The sequence below is a fragment of the Chryseobacterium sp. ON_d1 genome (assembly GCF_006829085.1).
Lineage (GTDB): Bacteria > Bacteroidota > Bacteroidia > Flavobacteriales > Weeksellaceae > Chryseobacterium.
Genome location: NZ_BJTC01000012.1, coordinates 170,595 through 190,007, shown reverse-complemented (window position 1 = coordinate 190,007; position 19,413 = coordinate 170,595). Strand labels below are relative to the sequence as shown.

11 protein-coding genes and 1 rRNA gene are annotated in these 19,413 nt (G+C 38.2%); 2 read left to right on the top strand and 10 right to left on the bottom strand.

The genetic code is table 11. The features are described 5' to 3' along the window. Positions 1 to 95, top strand: a 5S ribosomal RNA gene (gene rrf, locus CRS_RS19035); the annotation flags it as partial. Positions 96 to 611: 516 nt separating this feature from the next. Here rrf and CRS_RS19030 read toward each other — a convergent pair. The 10 genes from CRS_RS19030 to CRS_RS18985 form a co-directional block, all read right to left on the bottom strand. Beyond that, positions 612 to 1,112, bottom strand: coding sequence for a hypothetical protein (locus tag CRS_RS19030; RefSeq protein ID WP_142725539.1), 501 nt, complete (start codon positions 1,110 to 1,112; stop codon positions 612 to 614). A gap of 77 nt (positions 1,113 to 1,189) precedes the next feature. Continuing rightward, a complete protein-coding gene (locus CRS_RS19025) occupies positions 1,190 to 1,687 on the bottom strand; it encodes a hypothetical protein (RefSeq protein WP_228451297.1) in 498 nt (165 codons plus the stop codon). 32 nt (positions 1,688 to 1,719) lie between these two features. Next, entirely contained in the window at positions 1,720 to 4,473 is a 2,754-nt protein-coding gene (locus CRS_RS19020; protein ID WP_142725537.1) for a hypothetical protein, read from the bottom strand. Continuing rightward, positions 4,466 to 5,266 carry a WxL protein host-binding domain-containing protein gene (locus tag CRS_RS19015; protein ID WP_142725536.1) on the bottom strand — a complete coding sequence of 267 codons (801 nt, stop codon included), beginning with the start codon at positions 5,264 to 5,266 and terminating at the stop codon, positions 4,466 to 4,468. The genes CRS_RS19020 and CRS_RS19015 overlap by 8 nt, the downstream gene beginning before the upstream one ends. Positions 5,267 to 5,372: 106 nt before the next feature. After that, positions 5,373 to 5,951: a hypothetical protein gene (locus CRS_RS19010; RefSeq protein WP_142725535.1), complete on the bottom strand. Its 579-nt coding sequence runs from the start codon at positions 5,949 to 5,951 to the stop codon at positions 5,373 to 5,375. Between the two features lie 175 nt (positions 5,952 to 6,126). Next, positions 6,127 to 8,472 carry a phosphocholine-specific phospholipase C gene (locus tag CRS_RS19005; protein WP_142725534.1) on the bottom strand — a complete coding sequence of 782 codons (2,346 nt, stop codon included), beginning with the start codon at positions 8,470 to 8,472 and terminating at the stop codon, positions 6,127 to 6,129. Between the two features lie 83 nt (positions 8,473 to 8,555). Then, complete coding sequence (locus CRS_RS19000) at positions 8,556 to 10,076, bottom strand: SusD/RagB family nutrient-binding outer membrane lipoprotein (RefSeq protein WP_142725533.1); 1,521 nt, start codon at positions 10,074 to 10,076, stop codon at positions 8,556 to 8,558. Between the two features lie 20 nt (positions 10,077 to 10,096). After that, positions 10,097 to 13,237 carry a SusC/RagA family TonB-linked outer membrane protein gene (locus tag CRS_RS18995; RefSeq protein WP_142725532.1) on the bottom strand — a complete coding sequence of 1,047 codons (3,141 nt, stop codon included), beginning with the start codon at positions 13,235 to 13,237 and terminating at the stop codon, positions 10,097 to 10,099. A gap of 334 nt (positions 13,238 to 13,571) precedes the next feature. After that, a complete protein-coding gene (locus CRS_RS18990; protein ID WP_373995768.1) occupies positions 13,572 to 15,176 on the bottom strand; it encodes an autotransporter assembly complex family protein in 1,605 nt (534 codons plus the stop codon). A 164-nt stretch (positions 15,177 to 15,340) separates the two neighbouring features. Next, on the bottom strand, positions 15,341 to 16,129 hold the full coding sequence (locus CRS_RS18985; protein ID WP_142725530.1) for an SDR family oxidoreductase: 789 nt from the start codon (positions 16,127 to 16,129) through the stop codon (positions 15,341 to 15,343). A 395-nt stretch (positions 16,130 to 16,524) separates the two neighbouring features. Between CRS_RS18985 and CRS_RS18980 the strand changes: the two genes are divergently transcribed. After that, positions 16,525 to 19,413 carry a TonB-dependent receptor gene (locus CRS_RS18980; RefSeq protein WP_142725529.1) on the top strand — a complete coding sequence of 963 codons (2,889 nt, stop codon included), beginning with the start codon at positions 16,525 to 16,527 and terminating at the stop codon, positions 19,411 to 19,413.

The following is a 19,413-nucleotide window of genomic DNA, read 5'->3' as shown; positions in this document are numbered from 1 at the left end:
GCGGTGGGGCTCACCTGTTCCCATTCCGAACACAGAAGTTAAGCCCACCAGCGCCGATGGTACTGCTAACGCGGGAGAGTAGGCCGCCGCCAGTTTTTATTTTATTTTTAAAAATCCTTTATCGTCATGATAAAGGATTTTTTGTTTTATACCCATCCCTGTTTAAAGTAACAGAACTAATCAGTAATGAGCAATGAGTAATAAACGATGATTGATCAATGATAACAATACATCGATACTGATCTTTCATCACTGATCAATCATCAATTATCAATTATCATTCATCCCCTAGCCCCGATAGAAATGGTTACCCCGCAGCAGGAGGTGGAAGCACTGGGGTTAGCTGGGAAAATAAACCCTGGCGCGAGGAGTAGGAATGGATAGCGGGAGAATGCTTCTGAAATTTTCGAAAGTTGGTGGACAACTATTTCCTTACCTGCAATGCATATAAATTATTTCCCTTTTTTAAGCGCATAAATCGCCTACAACGTACAAACCTAAATGGGGGTGAAGAAAAGATCTACAAACTGTCAGGATCCATCTTATTTTAATCCAGAAGAAATAAAAAAGGTCTCAACAAAGAAACAGTTCTCCTTAATGACATCTTGCTTTTAATTTGCTCCTATGGTGAAAACTATTTGTGTACTGTATGCTGCAGCAGGGATTGTTACAGATATACCTCCTATTTGTAGCTGTACACTGATAGCTGAGTAATCTACACTGTTGTTGACCCCTAATACTCCTCCGAATGTTATTGTCGAAAGCGTTGCAGAAGTGCCTTGTGGTATTTCTATATAATTCGCAGTTCCACCATTTATGGTGGCACTACAGAGTACACAGAGTCCATTAATGACTGTAGTACCATTACTTCTTTTTGCATAAAGTTTCATAGAGCTGTTCCAGGAAGTAGGAACATGCTGCATGCTGATTCTGGCACCTGAGCCTGACAGAAGATTCAGGAAAGATCCTGGTAAATGACCGGATAATGTTAACAGGCTGGGATTATCATAAGTTCCTGCATAATTGGTTCCGGCTTCTGTGATCGTGGGTACTCCTACAGTCCAGCTAGTTCCTGTAATATTTATGGTTTGTCCTTGAATAAAATTTCCCATTATTAAAGTAATAATGTATAGATATCTTTTTAAGAAAGGCTCTATGAGAATTGGACTTTTAATTTTCATTTTTCAATTTATTCTGTAATGGTGTAGGTGATGACAACAGCAGTATTAGCCTGTGCCTGTAAATTGGCATAAGTACCGGTTGCCAGAGAAATGGTAAGTGCGTGACCGTTATTGGCACCATTGCCAGTATATGCTCCTCCAATGCCACTTATAATGGTAGTGGGTGTTGTGGTAAGAATTACCTGACCTGATGATGTTCCCAGTGTTCCTCCGCCGGCTCCTGAAGCTGCTGCTGCCTGGATCCTTATATTGACCCCGGCAATAACTTTATTTACTGAGGCTGTAATTCTTCTGGAAAGGCCGCCGGATGCGATGGCTGATGTATAATTAATCCATTTTGATGTATTGGGAGTTGGGGTTCCCAAAGGATTTCCAGCTTCGGTAGGAGCCGCAAAATTCAAAGTAATACTTCCTGTAGGTTCAATATCCATTAGTGTTACTACGGGTAATGTCAGACTTACAGTAGTACTTGCAGTCTGGGAATAGAGAGAACCTGATATTATCATCAATGGTATTAATATTATGGAACGGATCGGCATCATTTCTTCTTTTTTATTTCATTATACCCTACTTTCAAGGATTCCTGTTGATATTTGATTTCTATCTGATGTTTTACAACGTTGACAGTTAGCTTCTTTGTTTCTAAGGGCTTTAAAGTAAACAGAAATTTGTCTGTTGAGATTTTATAGCGCTTATCCAATCCGTTGCGGTAAACCTTAACGGTCCAGTCTCCGGGCCTGAGATAAGTGAAATCAAAATCTTCCCCTATGAAACATACCTTGCGAAAAGTCTGATCATTATTGGTGGCTTCAACAATGATACTTTCTTTTTTACTTTTTCCTTTTACAGATTGTATCTGCCCAAAATCTGATTGATCTTCCTCCCCAGTTTCTAAGAATCTGACGTGTCCCTGAACACTTGCTGCTGCTGTTAATCCGAAATTAAAAATATTCTCTTTGTTGATCAAAGAAAGGGCTGTAGGAAAGGTGTGAGTCGGTATATCATTGATTTCTGTTGTTGAACGGTCTATTTCAAGGAAATAATTACCTGGAATAACATTTTTAAATACATAATTTCCATCCTTATCCGTTACAGACAGATAACTCCCAAGCATTAATCTGATTCCTTCTGTTTTTTTTATACCTAAGTTCCCGATATTACCCGATAGTGAAACATAGTCAGCAATTTTCTGTACCGGAATGTTGGGGCGCCAGGTATAACGCATGGAGAATATAAAGTCTTTATCCCCAATTTCTCCTCTCTGTAATGAATATCTTCCGGAAAGATCAAGTTCATTTCCGGGAAATAGCCGCTGGTGAAAAAGGAGTTCAAAAAGATTTCTGTCCTTAAAATATTCCTCAGGCATATAATTGTTCTGATAAAAAATGCTTAGACTGGTCTTATCAGAGAACTGGCTAAATATCCTTGCTCCATAATAAAGGTTTTTCTGATTCTGAAGCTGATATCTTGAGCTGATGGCATAACTTCCGAAGATGTTAAAAGATGTTCTGAATTTTTGAAATGAAAGGTTGGCAGAATAAAAACTTGAATTTCCAGTGAATCCGGTCAGATAATTGTCCGTTTTTCCAAACTGTCCATCCAGATTTATCTGAAAAACTCCAATCTGCTGATTAACGCTCACCTTGAAATAACGTTCATAATAATCAAACTGTTTAGGTTCTAAACGGTCTTTATAGGTTTGATAGCCATTATTAAGAATGATAAAACCACTGGGCAGATACTTATACTGTACACCGTACTGAAAATACTTTCTGTAAGGTGCAGCCAGTAACAGGGTATCTCTTTGGAAGTTTTTGGCATCCTGCATATAGTTGGCAAAGACACTGATTTTTTTTGTGATATTATAATAAATATTACCGTTAAAGGTATTGGTATTGGTAAAATATCCGGCAAAATCAGGGCTGGCTCTCATGTACATTAAGCTTCCGTTCAGCCTTTTAAAAACGGCTTCAGCCTGCAATAAATAAGCTGTTCCATCTGTTTTCTGTGTCGTGCTGTATGCCAGTTCTCCGGAAAGAGTAATGCTATTTGAAATTTTGAATTTTCCTTTGGTATAAGGGAGGTGGGCATCTGAGTCTAGCCTTACATCTCCATATCTGATTTCTTCCTTTCTCGGAGTTTTGTAGAGATATCCTGCAGAAATTTCAGATTCTTTCCGGATCTTAAACGTTGAATAGATATTAAATTCATCTTTTATATCTCTGAAAAATCTGGGATGATTATAGAATCCGCCAAAGCTCACTTTATTAAGATCATACCGGATTTCTGCCCCCCGTCCATATCTTGCAAATTCTGTGAGATATGATGATGAATAGGTTTTATCTCCAAGATGAAGAAAAAAACGATCCCGTTTATAATTCACAAAATATTCCTCATATTGAGTAAAAGTGTTAAGCTCTACAGGATTGTGTGTTACGGCCCTGAATTCAATCTGATTTTTATTGTCTTTATCAAGCGCTCCTTTGCCATAGATTTCCCCCTGGAAGCCATCGTGATAAACTCCCATATTCTGCATCCCAATAAAAGATAACGAGAAAGCAACAGGCAGCCTGTGATAAATGTCATTTTCAGAGGGCTTTACTGATATAACCTGAGTACTTGCATAGACATCCTGATTTTCCTTGGGTTTATTCTTCAGGTGTATCGAAAGATTGAGATTCTGAAATTCATTTTGAGCGAGTTCAGGACTTGTTAATTTGTGGATGGTAATAATTTTTGATTCATTAGGCCCCAATATCAGTGATGACTCATTATCAAGAATTGCATTTTTACTTTCCAGTACAATATTTTCAGTTATATTACCATTATTTTTTAAAAGAAAAGAAGCCCGGATCGTTTCTCCGGCTCTTATAAACTCCGGTGCGTTTAAAACTGTAACCAAAAGACTGCTGTTTCCGGAAACCGTGATTTCTGAAGTTTTGGTAAAGGATATTCCGTTGCTTCGATCGGTGATATTCAAAGTCACAGAGTAATTACCTTGCCCGGTTTCTGCTCCTATACGCAATGGTACCAGATAAGCAGATGTTTCATAAGGAGCCATCTGAAATTCTCCTTTGGCTAAAATAGGTTTAATAGACGGGATTGATGTAGATACTGAAATAGTATAGGTCTTACTTTCAGCTGAATTATTTTCTAATGCAAAGGGAATAGAGGTGGACATCCCCGGCATTAAACTATCTTTTTTACTGATCAATCGGTTGGATTGCTGTTGAGAAAAAATAAATACCGGGAATAATAATATGATAATAAATAATGTCCAAGTTCTAATCATTTTTTACATCTAATTCCACATTGAGTGCAAATGCATTCTCTTCTTCATCCGTAGCTATGATGGCAGCTCTGTATGTATCCGGGGGGACTGCATTGATATCAATGTAAAATGTTTTGGAGGTATCCGGCAAGAGCCCCATTGTTAAACTGGAGTATGTTCCCACTTTTTCACCTGTTTTGCGATTATAGATTTCAATGGCTGCAGTCGGTTTACAGTACAGATTGCCATTATTGGCAATCGCGATTTTTACCATTTTTTTTCCCTCCTGTTTTTCTACTTTTACACTTTCAAACTTAAGGTCTGGTTTAGCCTTTTCCGTATCAAAGTCTGTTATCACCTGAATTGCATACCGTATAACAGAAGTGATACTCACTCCCGGCTTATTGTCACTAGGTTTTATCTCCTCTACAGGTTCTACCATGATAACACTCCAATAGCTTCCCGGATCTGTTACCTGATTGGGAACTGTGATTTCATAAAATACCTCGGTCTTTTCTTTGCCTTTAAGAGTAACCAGATTGGTATTGAGTTTCAGCCACTCTCCGTTACTGCGTTTATTCGTACGCAGTGCTGAGTAATAGATCGTTCCATCAGCATGGTAGGTATAATCCTGTAAAAATAATTTTACGCTTTGAGGATTGCTGCTCGTGTTTTCAATGGCAACTTTTCCTTTATAAACCTTTCCGTTTTCTATTTTGTAAGAATGCGTAAGCCCGTTGAGAATCACAATGCCCGCATGTAAAAAGCTGTACTGCAAAATCAGGGTGACCAAAAGAAGAATACGCTTTATCATTATATAAAGTTTGGAGTTAAATTATTAATAATACAAGACAAGGAAGAAACTGATAACAGCTTCTTCTTGTTTTTTTGAATTGGAAAATAGAATCTTTGTTTAAGTTCTAGTTGTCTGATATTGTATAAGTAACGGTAGCAACTACAGTGGCTGTTGCCTGTAAATCTGCATACGCTGCTACGCCTCCGGGACCACTTCCTGCTGCAAGTGCATAGGTCAGGTTGTGACCGTTATTGGCCCCATTTCCTGTATAAGCACTTCCAATTCCGGAAATAATAGTCTGGTCAGCTGCACTTAAGGTCAGAAGACCTGCAGAGGTTCCTAATGTTCCTGCTCCTGATCCTGTAGCTGCAGCCGCCGTTACGTGGATATCAACACCTGGGATGATCGCATTCATTTTTACGCTCACGTTACGGGTAGGATCTGCAACAGATTTGATGGAAGAATAGTTAAGCCATAAAGTAGTATTGGCTGCGGCAGGAATAATAGGGTTCCCTGCTTCTGTAGGTGCTGTAAATCCAAGCGTAATGTTTTTTGTAGCAGCCGGCTCAATATCTACCAGGGCCACTTCAGGAATGGAAACTGTGACTGTGTGGTTGTCTGTATTGGTATCCTGTGCGCTCAGATTCCCGGATAGAACAAGCGTAAATAAAGACGCTGCAATAGTTAAATTTAATTTTTTCATGACACTGTTAATTAGTTAAGTGAATATAACAAAATTCAGCATACTGTGAAAAAAATGTACCATATTTTTTTTATAAATACTTATTTATCATATGTAATACATTATAGTTATAAAATAACTCAAAAAAAATCCCATACGATTTTGTACGGGATTTTATTGATATTATAAGCCTTTTCTATGCCCAGTGCGGATCAGAAACAGAAACTTTACCAGTTTCTATTCTTCCGGAAAAGTGCCATAGATGATTATTAAACGTTAATTTCAGATCATACCAGCCCTTATATTTATCAAGATCGATAATGATTTTTTCTTCCGTTTTTTGCACCGAAATCGACTTCTGTGTTTTTCTGTAAAGGTCTTCCAGGCTTATGGAAAGATTTTTATTTTTATGAGCTCTGATGGTCAGTTCAACCTGATTTTTTAAAGGAATATTTGTCAAAATGACCTCCGTTTCCGGAATATTATCTCCTTTAAATTTCCTGAAAAAACCATTGGGACCGAAAATTTCGTAATCATAGGCTCCGGAATGTACAGCATGGGATAGTGTCTGTTTGGAATATAAGGCATATGAAAAATGGTACTTGTTATGGTCAAACTGAGTCCTGTCATAGATGAGCAAAGGAACTCCATTTTCTTTCAGATTGGTCATCTTTATATGACCGCCTTCCAAATTGACATGGAAATGATACGGCAACGGATTGGATGGTTTCAAGCCTCTTTCCTGAATATCAAGTAAATTTTCATTCAGCTCATTTTCAGAATACCATTTCAGGTTGGGTACCGGTTTATTTTTGGCAGCATTGATGGTTTTAGCATAGTCTTTCTGATTCAGATAATCCATTTGTGGAGCTTTTACACTGGAAGAATTGAAAGCTGATGTGAGATCTCCGCATATTGCTCTTCTCCAGTCACTGATGTTGTCAACATGAACATTCTTGCTGAATTTTTTCATGATGAATTTTTCAAGGAACTGCAGTACCGAAGTATGATCTGATACCTCGGAATTGACAAAGCCGCCTTTTGTCCATGGTGATGCGATAATCATGGGTACCCTGTAGCCCAATCCCACGGTTCCTTCAATTTTTTCATAATTTTTTAAAGAAGGATCAGACATATATTCCTGGGATTTGTCTACATATTCCACACCTTCTTTTCCATTCATATCAACAGGTTGGCTTGGATTTACCGGTGGTGAGAAGGGCAGTACATGATCAAAGTATCCGTCATTTTCATCATAATTGATGATGAATATTGTTTTTTTCCAGGTTTCAGGATCTTTGGTCAAAATATTCAAAACCTCGGAAATATACCATGCTCCATACCATGGTGATCCCGGATGGTCTGAAAAATGTTCGGGTGCTACCAGCCAGGAAACCAGCGGAAGTTTTTTCTCTTCTACATCTTTACGGAATTGGAATAATACATCGCCTTTAGGAACGACCAGCCTTTCTCCGTTTTCATCCTTTCCGATCTCCAGTTTCCAGTAATCAGGATCATTTACATTGGTGGTGAAAGCTTTTTCGTGAAGGTTTTTCTCTTCTTCTGAAAGTTTTGAATAATTATCCGGATGGTATTTCACCTGGTCTCCCTGAACTTCAGCCAGCATAGCTTCCAGCCGTTCTTTCTGGTTAGGATTTTTTTCAATTTCCTTTTTAAGGTAGGTGATAATGTTGGGGATGTTTTCATAGTATCCTTTTGAAAACTTAACATTGAATTTTGAAAACCATTCTATCGGATTATCAGTAAAATTACTCAGCCAGGCTTCCTGTTCCCCGGACATCCCTTTTGGAAGGCTGATTTCATTCTGATAAATTCTCCACGAAACATTCTGCTGCTCCAGAATCTCCGGGAAGGTTTTCCATTTTGCCTGTCTCGCTTTATCATAATCAATATTTTCATTCACAACGTTAGCCTTGGCTTTTCCGTTTTGCTGTTCCCTTAATGTTCCGGACCAAAGGAATAGTCTGTTCGGAGTTGTTCCGGTAAGGGAAGAACAGAAATACTGGTCGAATATGGTAAATGCATCAGCCAGCTGATAATAAAACGGAAGGTCCTCACGGTTGTAATAACCTAATGTCAGCGGAATATTTTTATAATCTTTATTGCCTGAAGCTTTAGCCTGAAGCCACTGGTCAAATTTTCCTTTGTTAAGAGCCTTTTGCTGATCTGCCCATGAATGTGGCAGAGAACTCATCCAGGTAGATTTCGTATTTCTTAAATCCAGACGGGCAGGAGAGGCATATTTTCCTTCGTCATTCTTTTGAAAGAAAACGGAATGTCCATCCTGTTTTATAAAAGCCCTCTTATCCAAAAAGCCCCTTACTCCTTTAAGAGCCCCAAAAGCGTGATCAAATGAACGGTTCTCCTGCATCAGGATCACAATATGCTCTGCATCATAAAATGTAGATTGGGCAGCCGGATCAATGGCTAAAGCTTTTAAAATGGAAGGGTGCAGAACACCTGAAGTTCCGAGTCCCGCTAATAAAAGGCTTGATTTCTCTAAAAATTCTCTTCTGTTCATAATCAATCGTAATAAGAAAGAAACCGCAAGTTAATAGGATTTTCCTGCGATTTCTTTGTTTTTATATAAAAATAATCAGATTTTTATTGTAACCACCAGGGTTTAGAGTTGATATTGTCATTTCCTCCATATTGAGCAGCTAATGCCGCTTTTAAATTACTGCTGTTATAATTGTATTCAGACTGAGGATATCTGAACCTGAAAGGAGCTGCAACTCCAGATTTTAATGGGTAATTAGGGAATCCTGTTCTTAAATAATCATAATAAGAGGTCCATTGCGCCTGATGGAACATGGTCATATATTTTTGAGTCATGATCTTTTCCAGCTGTGTCTGTAAAGGATCAGCTTCATTATAAACGACCAAAGGAGTAGCAAGATATTGATTCACATCAAAGCCTGAGAAATATTGTCCCGGATTTTTTACATATGTCTGATAAAAACTGAAACTAGCTTTGATCGCATTATCATAATGTGTTTTCGCAGATCCGGAAATCCAGCCTCGGGCTGCCGCTTCAGCCAGGATAAACTCAAGTTCTGAATAGCTTAATACAGAAGCGGGCTCATTGGTAGGATCTTTATAGAAACGATCGTTTACTTTGGAAATATTTTTAGCAGTGATCAGGGCTGCATTGTCAGAATAAGGCGAAGTAGGATTTCCGCCGTTATATGCTGTATAATCTGTGAGTGCTTTTCCGGCTTCTTTTGCTCCCGTAGTCTGTGCAGCAAAAGTGAACAAACGCGGGTCATGCCTGTCTTTGAACATATTAATGAAATAATCTGCCATATATAAACTGGAACCGTATCCGCTGTTATTAAACATCGTGTACCTGCTGTCTGCAGCATCAGCAAACTTAAGCTCACCGTTATCTGCAATGGAGGTCATAAGAGACTGGCTTCCTGCAATTGAAGCAAATTCTGAAGCGACGTTATAGCTTCCCACCGTTGTTTTTTTAGATAAAGTGATCAGAATTTTCAGACGGAAGGAGTTGATCAGTTTTTTCCACTTTAAGGCATCTCCGTTGTATACAATATCCCCTTCAATTTTGTCGCTGGTATTAATAAGATCATTAGCTTCTTTCAACTCTGATAAAATTCCGGCCATGATCGCTTCCTGTGTATCATATTTAGGCTGTGTGATCCCGGATTCACCTTTGGCTGCTTCAGAATAGGGAGCACTTCCCACTTTTAGGCTGATGTTGAAGAAATGATAGGCTCTCAAGAATTTTCCGATGGCCAGATAATTTTTATTTCCTCTTTTCTCTGCTTCCTGCATCATTTTCCCTGTATTCAGAAGTCCTTTGGTGTAGACTTCAAAAGAAGCATCATTCCACTTCATATACTGGTATGAATTTTCACCATCAGTACCAATCATCATTCTTGAAGCATACATATTATCCCCATTTACCTGGAATGTATATTTTTCAACAAAGGTTAGAAGAAATTTAGGATCAATGCTGGCCTGGTCATTAGGATTTTCGTTGATGGTATCAAGGTTAGATTCACATGAAGCCAATGTCAGAAGCCCTGCAGCAACTATAGACCTCATCAGCCATTTTGCTGTTTTACCTTTTTGCCCTTTTATATGATTTATTGTATTTTTCATTGTTTTGATGTACTTATTAGTTAAAACTTAAGATTAAAACCGATTCCGAACCATCTGCTGGATGGATCCTGAATATCATTTTCTGTTTTGGCCTGGAAGTCAGGATCAGAATAAAGGTTCTTGGATTTTTTCCACATTGCCAGATTATAAGCCGAAATATTGGCGGTGAAACCTTTTACCATACCCCTTGGGTTGAGTAAAGAAGAAAAATCATATTCCAATACAACAGATCTCAGTTTGACGAAAGTTCTGTCGAAAACATTGGCAAATTCTTCACTTTCATCCTGTGTTACCCTTGCCTGATAAGGATAGTTCTGTGCCCAGTCCTGGAAGCTGATTGCCTTGGTGTGTGGAGTATAAACACCTGTAGCAGGGTTGTAATTTACCCCATCTGGTACGAAATAGTATGTTCCCGGATTGGCATATTCAAGATCTCTGTATGCTATAGAGTTAGGATGTTTTCCTCCCCACCACATCTTTTCAACAACCTGCGATCTCATGACCCCGCCGATACTGCCATCGATTCCGATATTTAGAGTAAATTTTTTATATTTAAATGTATTGTTGAAGCCGAAAGTCCAGTCGGGATTGAAATGTCCTAAGTTAGTTGGAGCATTAGCTCTTGTTGGCATTCCTGTATTGGCATCAAGAATGACTTTTCCGTCCGGAGATTTTTGCCAGGTGTAATCATAGTAGCTGTCCATTCTTTCGCCTAGCTTAATGTTTTTATAATTCGGCATATTGTCGTAGATAGAGGTCAGCTTTTGCTCATAAGTACTCCAGTTGATCAGAGTTTTCCAACTAAAATCAGCCGTTTTTACCGGAACCAAACCAAGAGTGATTTCAAACCCTTTTGTGGTATACTCATTCCCGTTTACATATTGTGAGGTGAAACCGGATGATTCTGCGGCAGGGAACTGAAGGATATTATTATAATCTAATGTTCTGAAATAAGTGGCGTCTAAAGTAATTCTGTTATTCAGGAAGCCGGCGCTTAAACCTAATTCATAGGACTTTGTCTGCTCCGGTTTTAAAGAATTTTCTACGTTCAGGGTCGTAGGATAGTAATAAGTAGGGTTGCCGTTAAAAGTGATTCCCTGATTATTCAGATAATAATTTCTGATGGAATAAGGCTGGAAGTCATACGCTACTTTTGCCCAGGAAGCGGAAAGCTTGAGCATATTGATAGACTCCGGCATTTTTACCAGGTTTGAAATTACGGCGCTGATGGATGCAGAAGGGTAAAAGTAAGACCTGTTGGCTTTAGGGAGGGTAGAAGACCAGTCATTACGCCCTGAAATATTGATGAAGAAAGCATTGTATAATCCGATATCAATGGTAGAATAGGCACTGTAAATCAGCTTTTCCTTCAGGTAGGTATAATTCTTAAGGGCTCCGATAGAGTTCTCAAAAGTGTATACTTCAGGAATTTTCAATCCGTCTGTAGATCTTTCATTGTTATTGTTTTTATAATAAAAAGCTGAACCTCCTGCATTGATTGTAAAATCAAAGTTTTCAGATATTTTTTTCTTGTACGTTGCAAGGACATCGTAGTTCAGGTTCCATGTTTTATTATCTTTCAGAATGTAGCCACCACTTCTTGGCGCGCTGTAGTTGAAATAAGAGTAAGGGCTCAATACTTCCGTTTTGCTGTGATTTTCCACCAGGGAAATTTTTCCTTTTACCGAAAGATCCTGTGTCGCCTTATACTCTAAACCTGTCTGTGCATTGATGATATTCGTTCTGTTCTGATTCTTATAATATTCAGCTCCAAACCATGGATTATTGTACCATGCGTAGTTCCAGTTGGCTTGCGCCCTTCCTTCTTTTCCAGGAATCCACATATGATTTTTAAGTGCTTTGCCGTCTACATCACCTCCCATCCAGATCAGGATAGTGTACATGTGACCGCTTGGGTTGTAATCATAGTTGGGAATATTAGGAGTAAAAGCCTGGTTAAAATTAAATTTTGTATCGAATATCAATTTATTTCCGAGATGGTTTTCAGAAGAAAAGTTGATTCCGTATTTCTGAAGATAGGAGTTCGGAACCCTGTCGTCATAATTCATGAAATTCCCGGAGAATCTGTAAACATCTTTGTTATTTCTATAGCTGATCGCAAAATTATTGTTATTGATTACCGCCGGTTTTAGGAAAGTACTTAAGTTATCATGGTATTTCCAGTCGATTGGAACTCTTTCATATCTCGATTTATCATCATACTGAGTTCCCGTTACAGCCCCATACCACGGAACTACCTGTCCTGTTATTTTATCTCTGATCGGACTGTTCCACTGGGCAATCTGTAAACCGGGAACAAATTTTGGCCCCCATATCATATCTCCGTCATTGACTCCGCCATCGGCACCATCCCAGAATTCATATTTCCCATGAGAACCGTTCCCATATTCGGTCTGGGTTTTCGGGAGATTGGTAAACCCTGCCGTAATCATGGTATTTTGAGAAAATTCTACAGAGAATCCTTTTTTCTTAGCATTTTTCGTAGTGATCAAAATGGCTCCGTAGCGGCCTCTTGATCCATATAAAGCAGATGCTGTAGCACCTTTCAGAACGTTGATATTTTCAATATTGTTAGGGTCTAAATTCTGAAAAACTTCTTTTTCCACAATGACACCATCAATAACAAAAACAAGATTTGAGTTTCCTCTCAGTGTAAATTGCGGAGCCTGCTGCATTCCCGTTGGATTAGAAACATTAAGGCCAGCTACCTGTCCGGAGAATAAATTCCCGATACTTGGTGTGGTGATCGTTTCAAACTGTTTCGTTCCCACTTCCTGGGTAGAATAGCCAATCTTTTCTTTTTTCTTGGCAATACCCAAAGCGGTGATAACCACCCCTTCAATCTGCTTTTCGTTTGACTTTTTTAAAACAACAGAATATTGTCTTCTGGAAGAAACCTCAACGGTATAAACAGAAAAATCAGGAGCAAAAAATTCAAGAATATCTTTGGGGTTTGCAGAAATGGTGAAATTACCGTTTTCATCAGTAGTTGCTGTCTTGCCTGTATTTTTGTCGGTGATATTCACCCCGGAAACACTGGAACCGTTTTCTGATTTTACATTTCCGGTAATATTGATTTCCTGGGCAGAAAAATAAAGAGGAAGTAAAAAAACGGCAAAAGTGGCTAGAGTTTTCTTCATTTTTTTGAAGACAAATTTAGCAGTGCACTGTTACCTGTATTTTAATGAGGTATTAAAATAAAAATACGATTTAATATTTTTTAACAGGAAGAATTAATAGAAAGGTAAAACTGAAAATGTCCTTTATATAAGGGATTTTGCTTTATTATATATTATTACTTATTATAAGGTAAGGAAGCTAGGAGAGGGAAACAGGACGTTATTGTGGTGGTTTTAACTTCTTGAAGCCCTCAGTAATAAATTTTTGAAGAAAATCTTTCTATAGAAATAGCAGGATAGTAAAAACAGGAACTTAATAACTTCCAGCCCTGATCTTCCTTCTTCCTTTCTATTTCTAAAACCTGCTCAGGATTCCCCAGTGAATTTTGGTATCATTAAACTTAAAAGGATTTCCAAACTCATTACCGTTAGACAGCTGGAAACTCATCAGACCGATGGGGATAAAGAAATTGAAACCAAGCCCGACACTGTAAAGTTTGGGTCTTACATTTAACGATTTATTATTGAGCTGTCCATACTGTCCGAAGACATCGAAGAAGGCCTGATTACCGATCAGATAACGGTATTCCAGACTGCCATAATAGTAGAAGTCGGCAGCAAGCGAGTTTTCATTGAATCCCCGCATAGAATTCCAGCCACCAAAACGGTATAATTCGTTGGTGGAAAACTCTATTTTTGAATCCATCATGGCGCCTTCTCCCTTGATATTCAGGAAATGATTTCCGGAAATATGATAATTGTGCTCCCCAAAGAAATAAAACTGGTTTTGATTCGCTTTGGTATTCCCTTTTGTATAGGTGGTTGTTAAGAAGTCATATCCTGCATTGATTCTTGTCTTATAAAGAAAAAGATCAATATCAGTAGGTTCTGTCATTTCAAACCATACCCCGATTCCTTTTTTATTATAGTCTTTCCCCTGAACATATAGGGAGTCGATGATGGTAGAGCTTTCAAGAGTTCCTCTTAACCCTATTTTGTTTCGGTTGTTGATGTGATAATAGAAAGCAGGAAGGAACTTTACATTCGCAAATGTAGAATCCTGTCTATAGATATTCACTTTGGCATTCATCCCGACATTGGATTTGAACAGGTATGGAATATCCACCTGAAGATCAAAAGTCTGTCCTTTATCCGGATTTCGCTGCCAGTATAAATTGACGGTCTCAAAACCGTTGAACATATTCCTGAAATTCACATTCATCGTTCCGTTTAAAGTAAACTTGGAAGTTTTGTCATTTCCAAAACCGATTACCCCGTCAAAAGTATTGGTCTTTTTCTTTTCCAGAAACAGGAAAATGCTTGTGGAATCTTTTGTGAATAAAGTCTGCGGCTGTCTTTCGAGGGTTAAAAAAGGATGGCTCTGGAAGGTTTTATTAATGGCCAGAAGATTCTTGTCATCATAGTTTTTACCTTTGAATTCCTTTTCAAGGTTTTTGATAAATCTTTTGGGTACTTTTTCGTATCCTTTTACCACAAATCCGTTGATCGTTCTTTTATCATTTTTGTTGATGTCAAGTTCTACAATCGGATAGCCGTTTTTCTGCCCTTTGTATTTAGATTTGATTCTGCTGAAAGAATAGCCTTCATCAATATAAGTCTTGTTAATGCTTTTCTTAGTGGAATCTAAATTTTTAGTGAAAAAATCTTTCTGGATTTTCAATTTCTGAACCAGAGAATCCGTAAGGTTTACATAGGTTTCATTAAAATTTTTGCCTTTATCATAAAAAATTTCGGTGCTGTCTCCCTTTACTTTTACATCTTTCAGTTTGGTGAAGAAATAGTTATTCTGAGCTAATGAATCCAGAAATTTTACCGCTGAAGTAGAATCCTTTACTTTTTTTCTGATCTTGGTTTCTGTATCAATAAGCCAATATTGCTTTTTCTGCGCTTGTGTAAAAACGCAGAACAGTATAAAAAATATTTTCAGAAACAGTTTCAATCCCAAATATATCTACGCCATAAGCAAGCGACGAAATTAAGCGTAATTATTTTTGATTTAAGATAAAACTTAAAGCGAAGCTTGTCTTAATCATTCCTTACAACTTACCTCTTCTTAATGGTTTAAAAAAATTATATTATTAAATGCTTTCTATACAACTGAAACTAATCCAGTTTATTATATTTCTTCATCAAATTCTCATAAGTTCCCTGCGGAAGAATCCATTTCAGAGGAACCCCGATTTTCTGCCCGAATTTACCAAAATAATAATGCGCTTTCCATTTATCTTTTGCTAAAAGCTTTTCAATATATTCTGCTACTTCCAAAGGCTCTGTTCCGTCATTCACATGGGAATTCATTAAAGCATATACTTTATCAAAAACATTTTTATAAGGTTCAGAAACCTGTGCAATCACTCGGTTGTCTGCTATATTGGTTTTGATATCCCCAAGATGCAATGAACAAACGTCAATATTCCACGGGTAAACTTCATACCTCATTGCTTCGGTTACTTTATCCAGAGCAGATTTTGATGCCGAATAAAACCCTCGGAAAGGCAGTCCCATTTCACTTCCGATACTGGAAACATTGATAATTTTTCCAAATCTATGTTCACGCATATTCGGAAGAACGGCACTCATCATCTGTACAGGTCCGGCAAGATTCAGGCTGAAAAGTTTCAGAATATCCTCTTTCGTAGAATCTTCCACTGCACCTACCATTCCCATTCCGGCATTGTTGATCAGAACATCAATTTTGCTTTCTGTTTTTAAAACCTCAGCAACAGCATTCTGAACAGCAGTGTTATCCGTCACATCTGTTGGAATTGATCTGAAATACCGACTTTCTGTATGTTTTCGGCTTAGTCCGTATACTTTATGCCCCTTTTTACCAAAATATTCGGCCAATGCAAACCCGATTCCTGATGAGGTTCCTGTTATAATGATGGTCATTGAATTCTTATGATTTTATTGTTTTTATTTTTTTTATGATGCCAGTGAGACGTTTTTAAAGGTCTGTGTTCAAAAAGTAAAATCTATTTTCAGCAAATGTAAAAAAAGAAAAATGAACTCGCTCACTTATTATTCGTGAAATAAATTAATGATTTCTTCATCCGTTATCATTAACGGATGATAAATTTAAAATAAAGTTAATCTGAATCATGCAGAGAATGTTTGGAGAATAATTACTTTTAAATACTTATGTTATTGAAATACAAATGTTTATTTGTTTTGTGTGGTAGGTGCGATTTAAAAAAGCCTAAAATTTCTTAATAAAAACGTAAGAAAATCTTAATGATACCACGGAGCTGGCTGTTCTAATTTTGCACCTAATCAAAAAGGAGATCATGAATGTATTTAAAATCCCTGTATCCGTAACTTATTTAACGGGAAGGGTATTACTTATTGGTGCAATATCAGCTTCACCGATGTTCCTCGCTCAGAAAAAAGACAGCTTAAAAGAAAAATCCATCGACGAGATTGTCGTGGTTGGATACGGAACACAGAAAAAAAGTAAAGTTTCCGGGGCTGTTTCAGAAGCTTCACTGGATAAGCTTACTTCCAGATCTTTGTCTGGAGTAGGAGAAGTTCTTCAGGGTAAAGCTCCGGGGGTAACGGTAGTGAATGAAGGTGGAGATCCCAACGGAGCCCCTAAGGTTAATATCCGTGGTCTGGGAGGTATCAACGGAGAAACTCCTCTGTATGTAGTGGATGGAGTGGTCTTTAACGGAACACCTTCTATCAATCCAAACGATATTCAGGATATCTCTGTACTGAAAGATGCTTCTGCAGCCATTTACGGAGCCAGATCTTCCGGAGGAGTTATCCTTATTACCACAAAAAAAGGGAAAAAAGGAAATCTTACCTTAGATTTTGATGTTAAATATGGCGTAAACCAGGCGTGGAGGCTGAAAGAATCCCTGAATGCAGCAGAATTTCAGGATGTCATGTACAAAGCCTATGAAAATGCCGGAAAACTGGGAAGCTTACCGATGGCTTTTAATCCCAGTCAATATCCTGACGGAAGAGTTACCAGAACAGACTGGATGAAAGAAATTTTCAGAACAGGAACCATTCAGGAATACAATGTAAATCTGAGTGGAGGAAGTGAAAAATCCAGGTATTTTGTGGGCATGAACCACAGAAGCCTGGAAGGAATTTTACTGAATACTCAGGCAAAACGATACAACTTCAGAGTCAATTCTGAACATAAAGTAAAAGACTGGCTGACGATCGGAGAAAACATGTATTATAATTACTCTGACGGGAACACAGCAGATACTAAGAGTGGTTATACCGGAGCTTTGGTAGCTGCCATGTATTATCCGCCCAATGTTCCGGTATATACACCCAGCGGTGCTTTCTCAGGATTGCCTATTGATGTGGCAGGTGGTTACGGAGATATGATCAATCCTGTTGCTTATCTTAAAAGAATCAGTATCAGAAATCCTACCCACGAAATTTTAATCAACCCTTATGCTGAAATTACACTGGCAAAAGATTTAAAATTCCGTTCTAACTTCTCACAGACTTTTAAACTGGGAGATGTAAAGAACTTCACGTACAGAGTTCTGGAAGTCGGGAAAATTTTTGACACCAATAATCTGGAATACCAATCCAATAATTCTTCTACAGCGCTTGCAGAGCAGTTGCTGACTTATAAAATAGCTTTAGGACAACATAATTTTGACTTCCTTGGCGGTTTTACTTTCCAGAAAACAATTGATGATGGTTTTGTGGCAAAATCCTATGATTTCAGAAGTGAAGCTGAGGTTTTCCAACATCTTCAGAATGCAGCAGACACCAATAAAGATGTTTTCAGTTACCGGTTCAAACAGTCTTTGGTTTCTTACCTGGCAAGGGTAAACTATGACTATGCCGGAAAGTATATCGTAAGTGTATTGGGCAGACGTGATGGTTCTTCATTGGTAGCCAAACAAAACAGATTTGCTAATTATTATGCTGTTTCCGGTGCCTGGGTAGTTTCGAAAGAAAACTTTATGCAGAATATTTCATGGCTTTCAAGTCTTAAATTAAGAGGAAGCTACGGTATTCTGGGTAATCTTGGAGGAATTTCACCTCAGGCTGTGAATCCTTTGATGACGAGGGATAACAATGTTATTTTCGGACAGGATCCTTCTCAGAATATTGCTTATTACGCTACGACACGTCCGAATCCAGATCTGAAATGGGGTAAATCTGAGCAGACCAACTTCGGGGTAGATGCCTCATTTCTTCACAACAGCCTTTCCTTACAGTTTGATTACTTCGTGAAAAACTCCAAAGATCAGATCTTCAACGTAAGCTTACCAAGTACAGCAACGTACAATAATCAGTATGTAAATGCCGGATTATTCCAGGATAAAGGGTATGAACTGGGAATCAATTACAATAAGATAATTTCGGGTGATTTCACGTTCTCAATAGGAGCTACGATGAGTCAACTAAAAAATACGGTGAAGCAGCTTGCCAATGTGGATGAGATCTTTATCAATGACAATGGGGTAAGAGGCGTATTGAAACCAACCCGGGTGAAAGTAGGTGATCCTCTGTATTCCTTCTATGGTTATAAGACCGGAGGAATTTTCCAGACTCAGGAAGAAATCAATAATTACAAAGATGCCAACGGAAATCTTATCCAGCCGAATGCAAAACCCGGAGATATCAAATTCCTGAAGAAGGAAGGAAATACAGGGGTGCTTAATAATAACGATTTTGTCAATCTTGGTAGTCCGTATCCTAAGTTCTCTTACGGATTTTCTTATAACATGACATGGAAGAACTTTGACCTGAACTTATTCTTCCAGGGAGTATACGGAAATAAAATATTCAACGGGATGAAGTTTATTTCTTTGAATCCGGGCGGTACAGGACAGAATTACAACATGGACAGAGATATCCTGAATGCATGGACTCCTCAGAACACCAATACCGATATTCCAAGACTGGTACATGGAGATCCAAGTGGAAATTACTCAAAAGTATCAGATTTCTATGTGGAAGACGGATCGTATCTAAGGCTGAAGAACCTTACCATCGGGTATTCATTACCAAAAGAATTGTACAATAAACTGGATGTAAACAAAGTGAGAGTGTATATAACCACCAACAACCTGTTTACGATAACGAAATATACAGGATTTGATCCTGAAGTAGGGATGAACTCTTACGGAGTAGATACCGGAAGATATCCTCAGGCACGTTCATTCATCTTTGGAGTTGAGATCGGACTATAA

Excerpts from the sequence above, each read along its gene's own strand:
- CRS_RS19030 (WP_142725539.1), bottom strand. The coding sequence starts at position 1,112 with ATGGGAAATTTTATTCAAGGACAAACCATAAATATTACAGGAACTAGC.
- CRS_RS19025 (WP_228451297.1), bottom strand. The coding sequence starts at position 1,687 with ATGATAATATCAGGTTCTCTCTATTCCCAGACTGCAAGTACTACTGTA.
- CRS_RS19020 (WP_142725537.1), bottom strand. The coding sequence starts at position 4,473 with ATGATTAGAACTTGGACATTATTTATTATCATATTATTATTCCCGGTA.
- CRS_RS19015 (WP_142725536.1), bottom strand. The coding sequence starts at position 5,266 with ATGATAAAGCGTATTCTTCTTTTGGTCACCCTGATTTTGCAGTACAGC.
- CRS_RS19010 (WP_142725535.1), bottom strand. The coding sequence starts at position 5,951 with ATGAAAAAATTAAATTTAACTATTGCAGCGTCTTTATTTACGCTTGTT.
- CRS_RS19005 (WP_142725534.1), bottom strand. The coding sequence starts at position 8,472 with ATGAACAGAAGAGAATTTTTAGAGAAATCAAGCCTTTTATTAGCGGGA.
- CRS_RS19000 (WP_142725533.1), bottom strand. The coding sequence starts at position 10,076 with ATGAAAAATACAATAAATCATATAAAAGGGCAAAAAGGTAAAACAGCA.
- CRS_RS18995 (WP_142725532.1), bottom strand. The coding sequence starts at position 13,237 with ATGAAGAAAACTCTAGCCACTTTTGCCGTTTTTTTACTTCCTCTTTAT.
- CRS_RS18985 (WP_142725530.1), bottom strand. The coding sequence starts at position 16,129 with ATGACCATCATTATAACAGGAACCTCATCAGGAATCGGGTTTGCATTG.
- CRS_RS18980 (WP_142725529.1), top strand. The coding sequence starts at position 16,525 with ATGAATGTATTTAAAATCCCTGTATCCGTAACTTATTTAACGGGAAGG.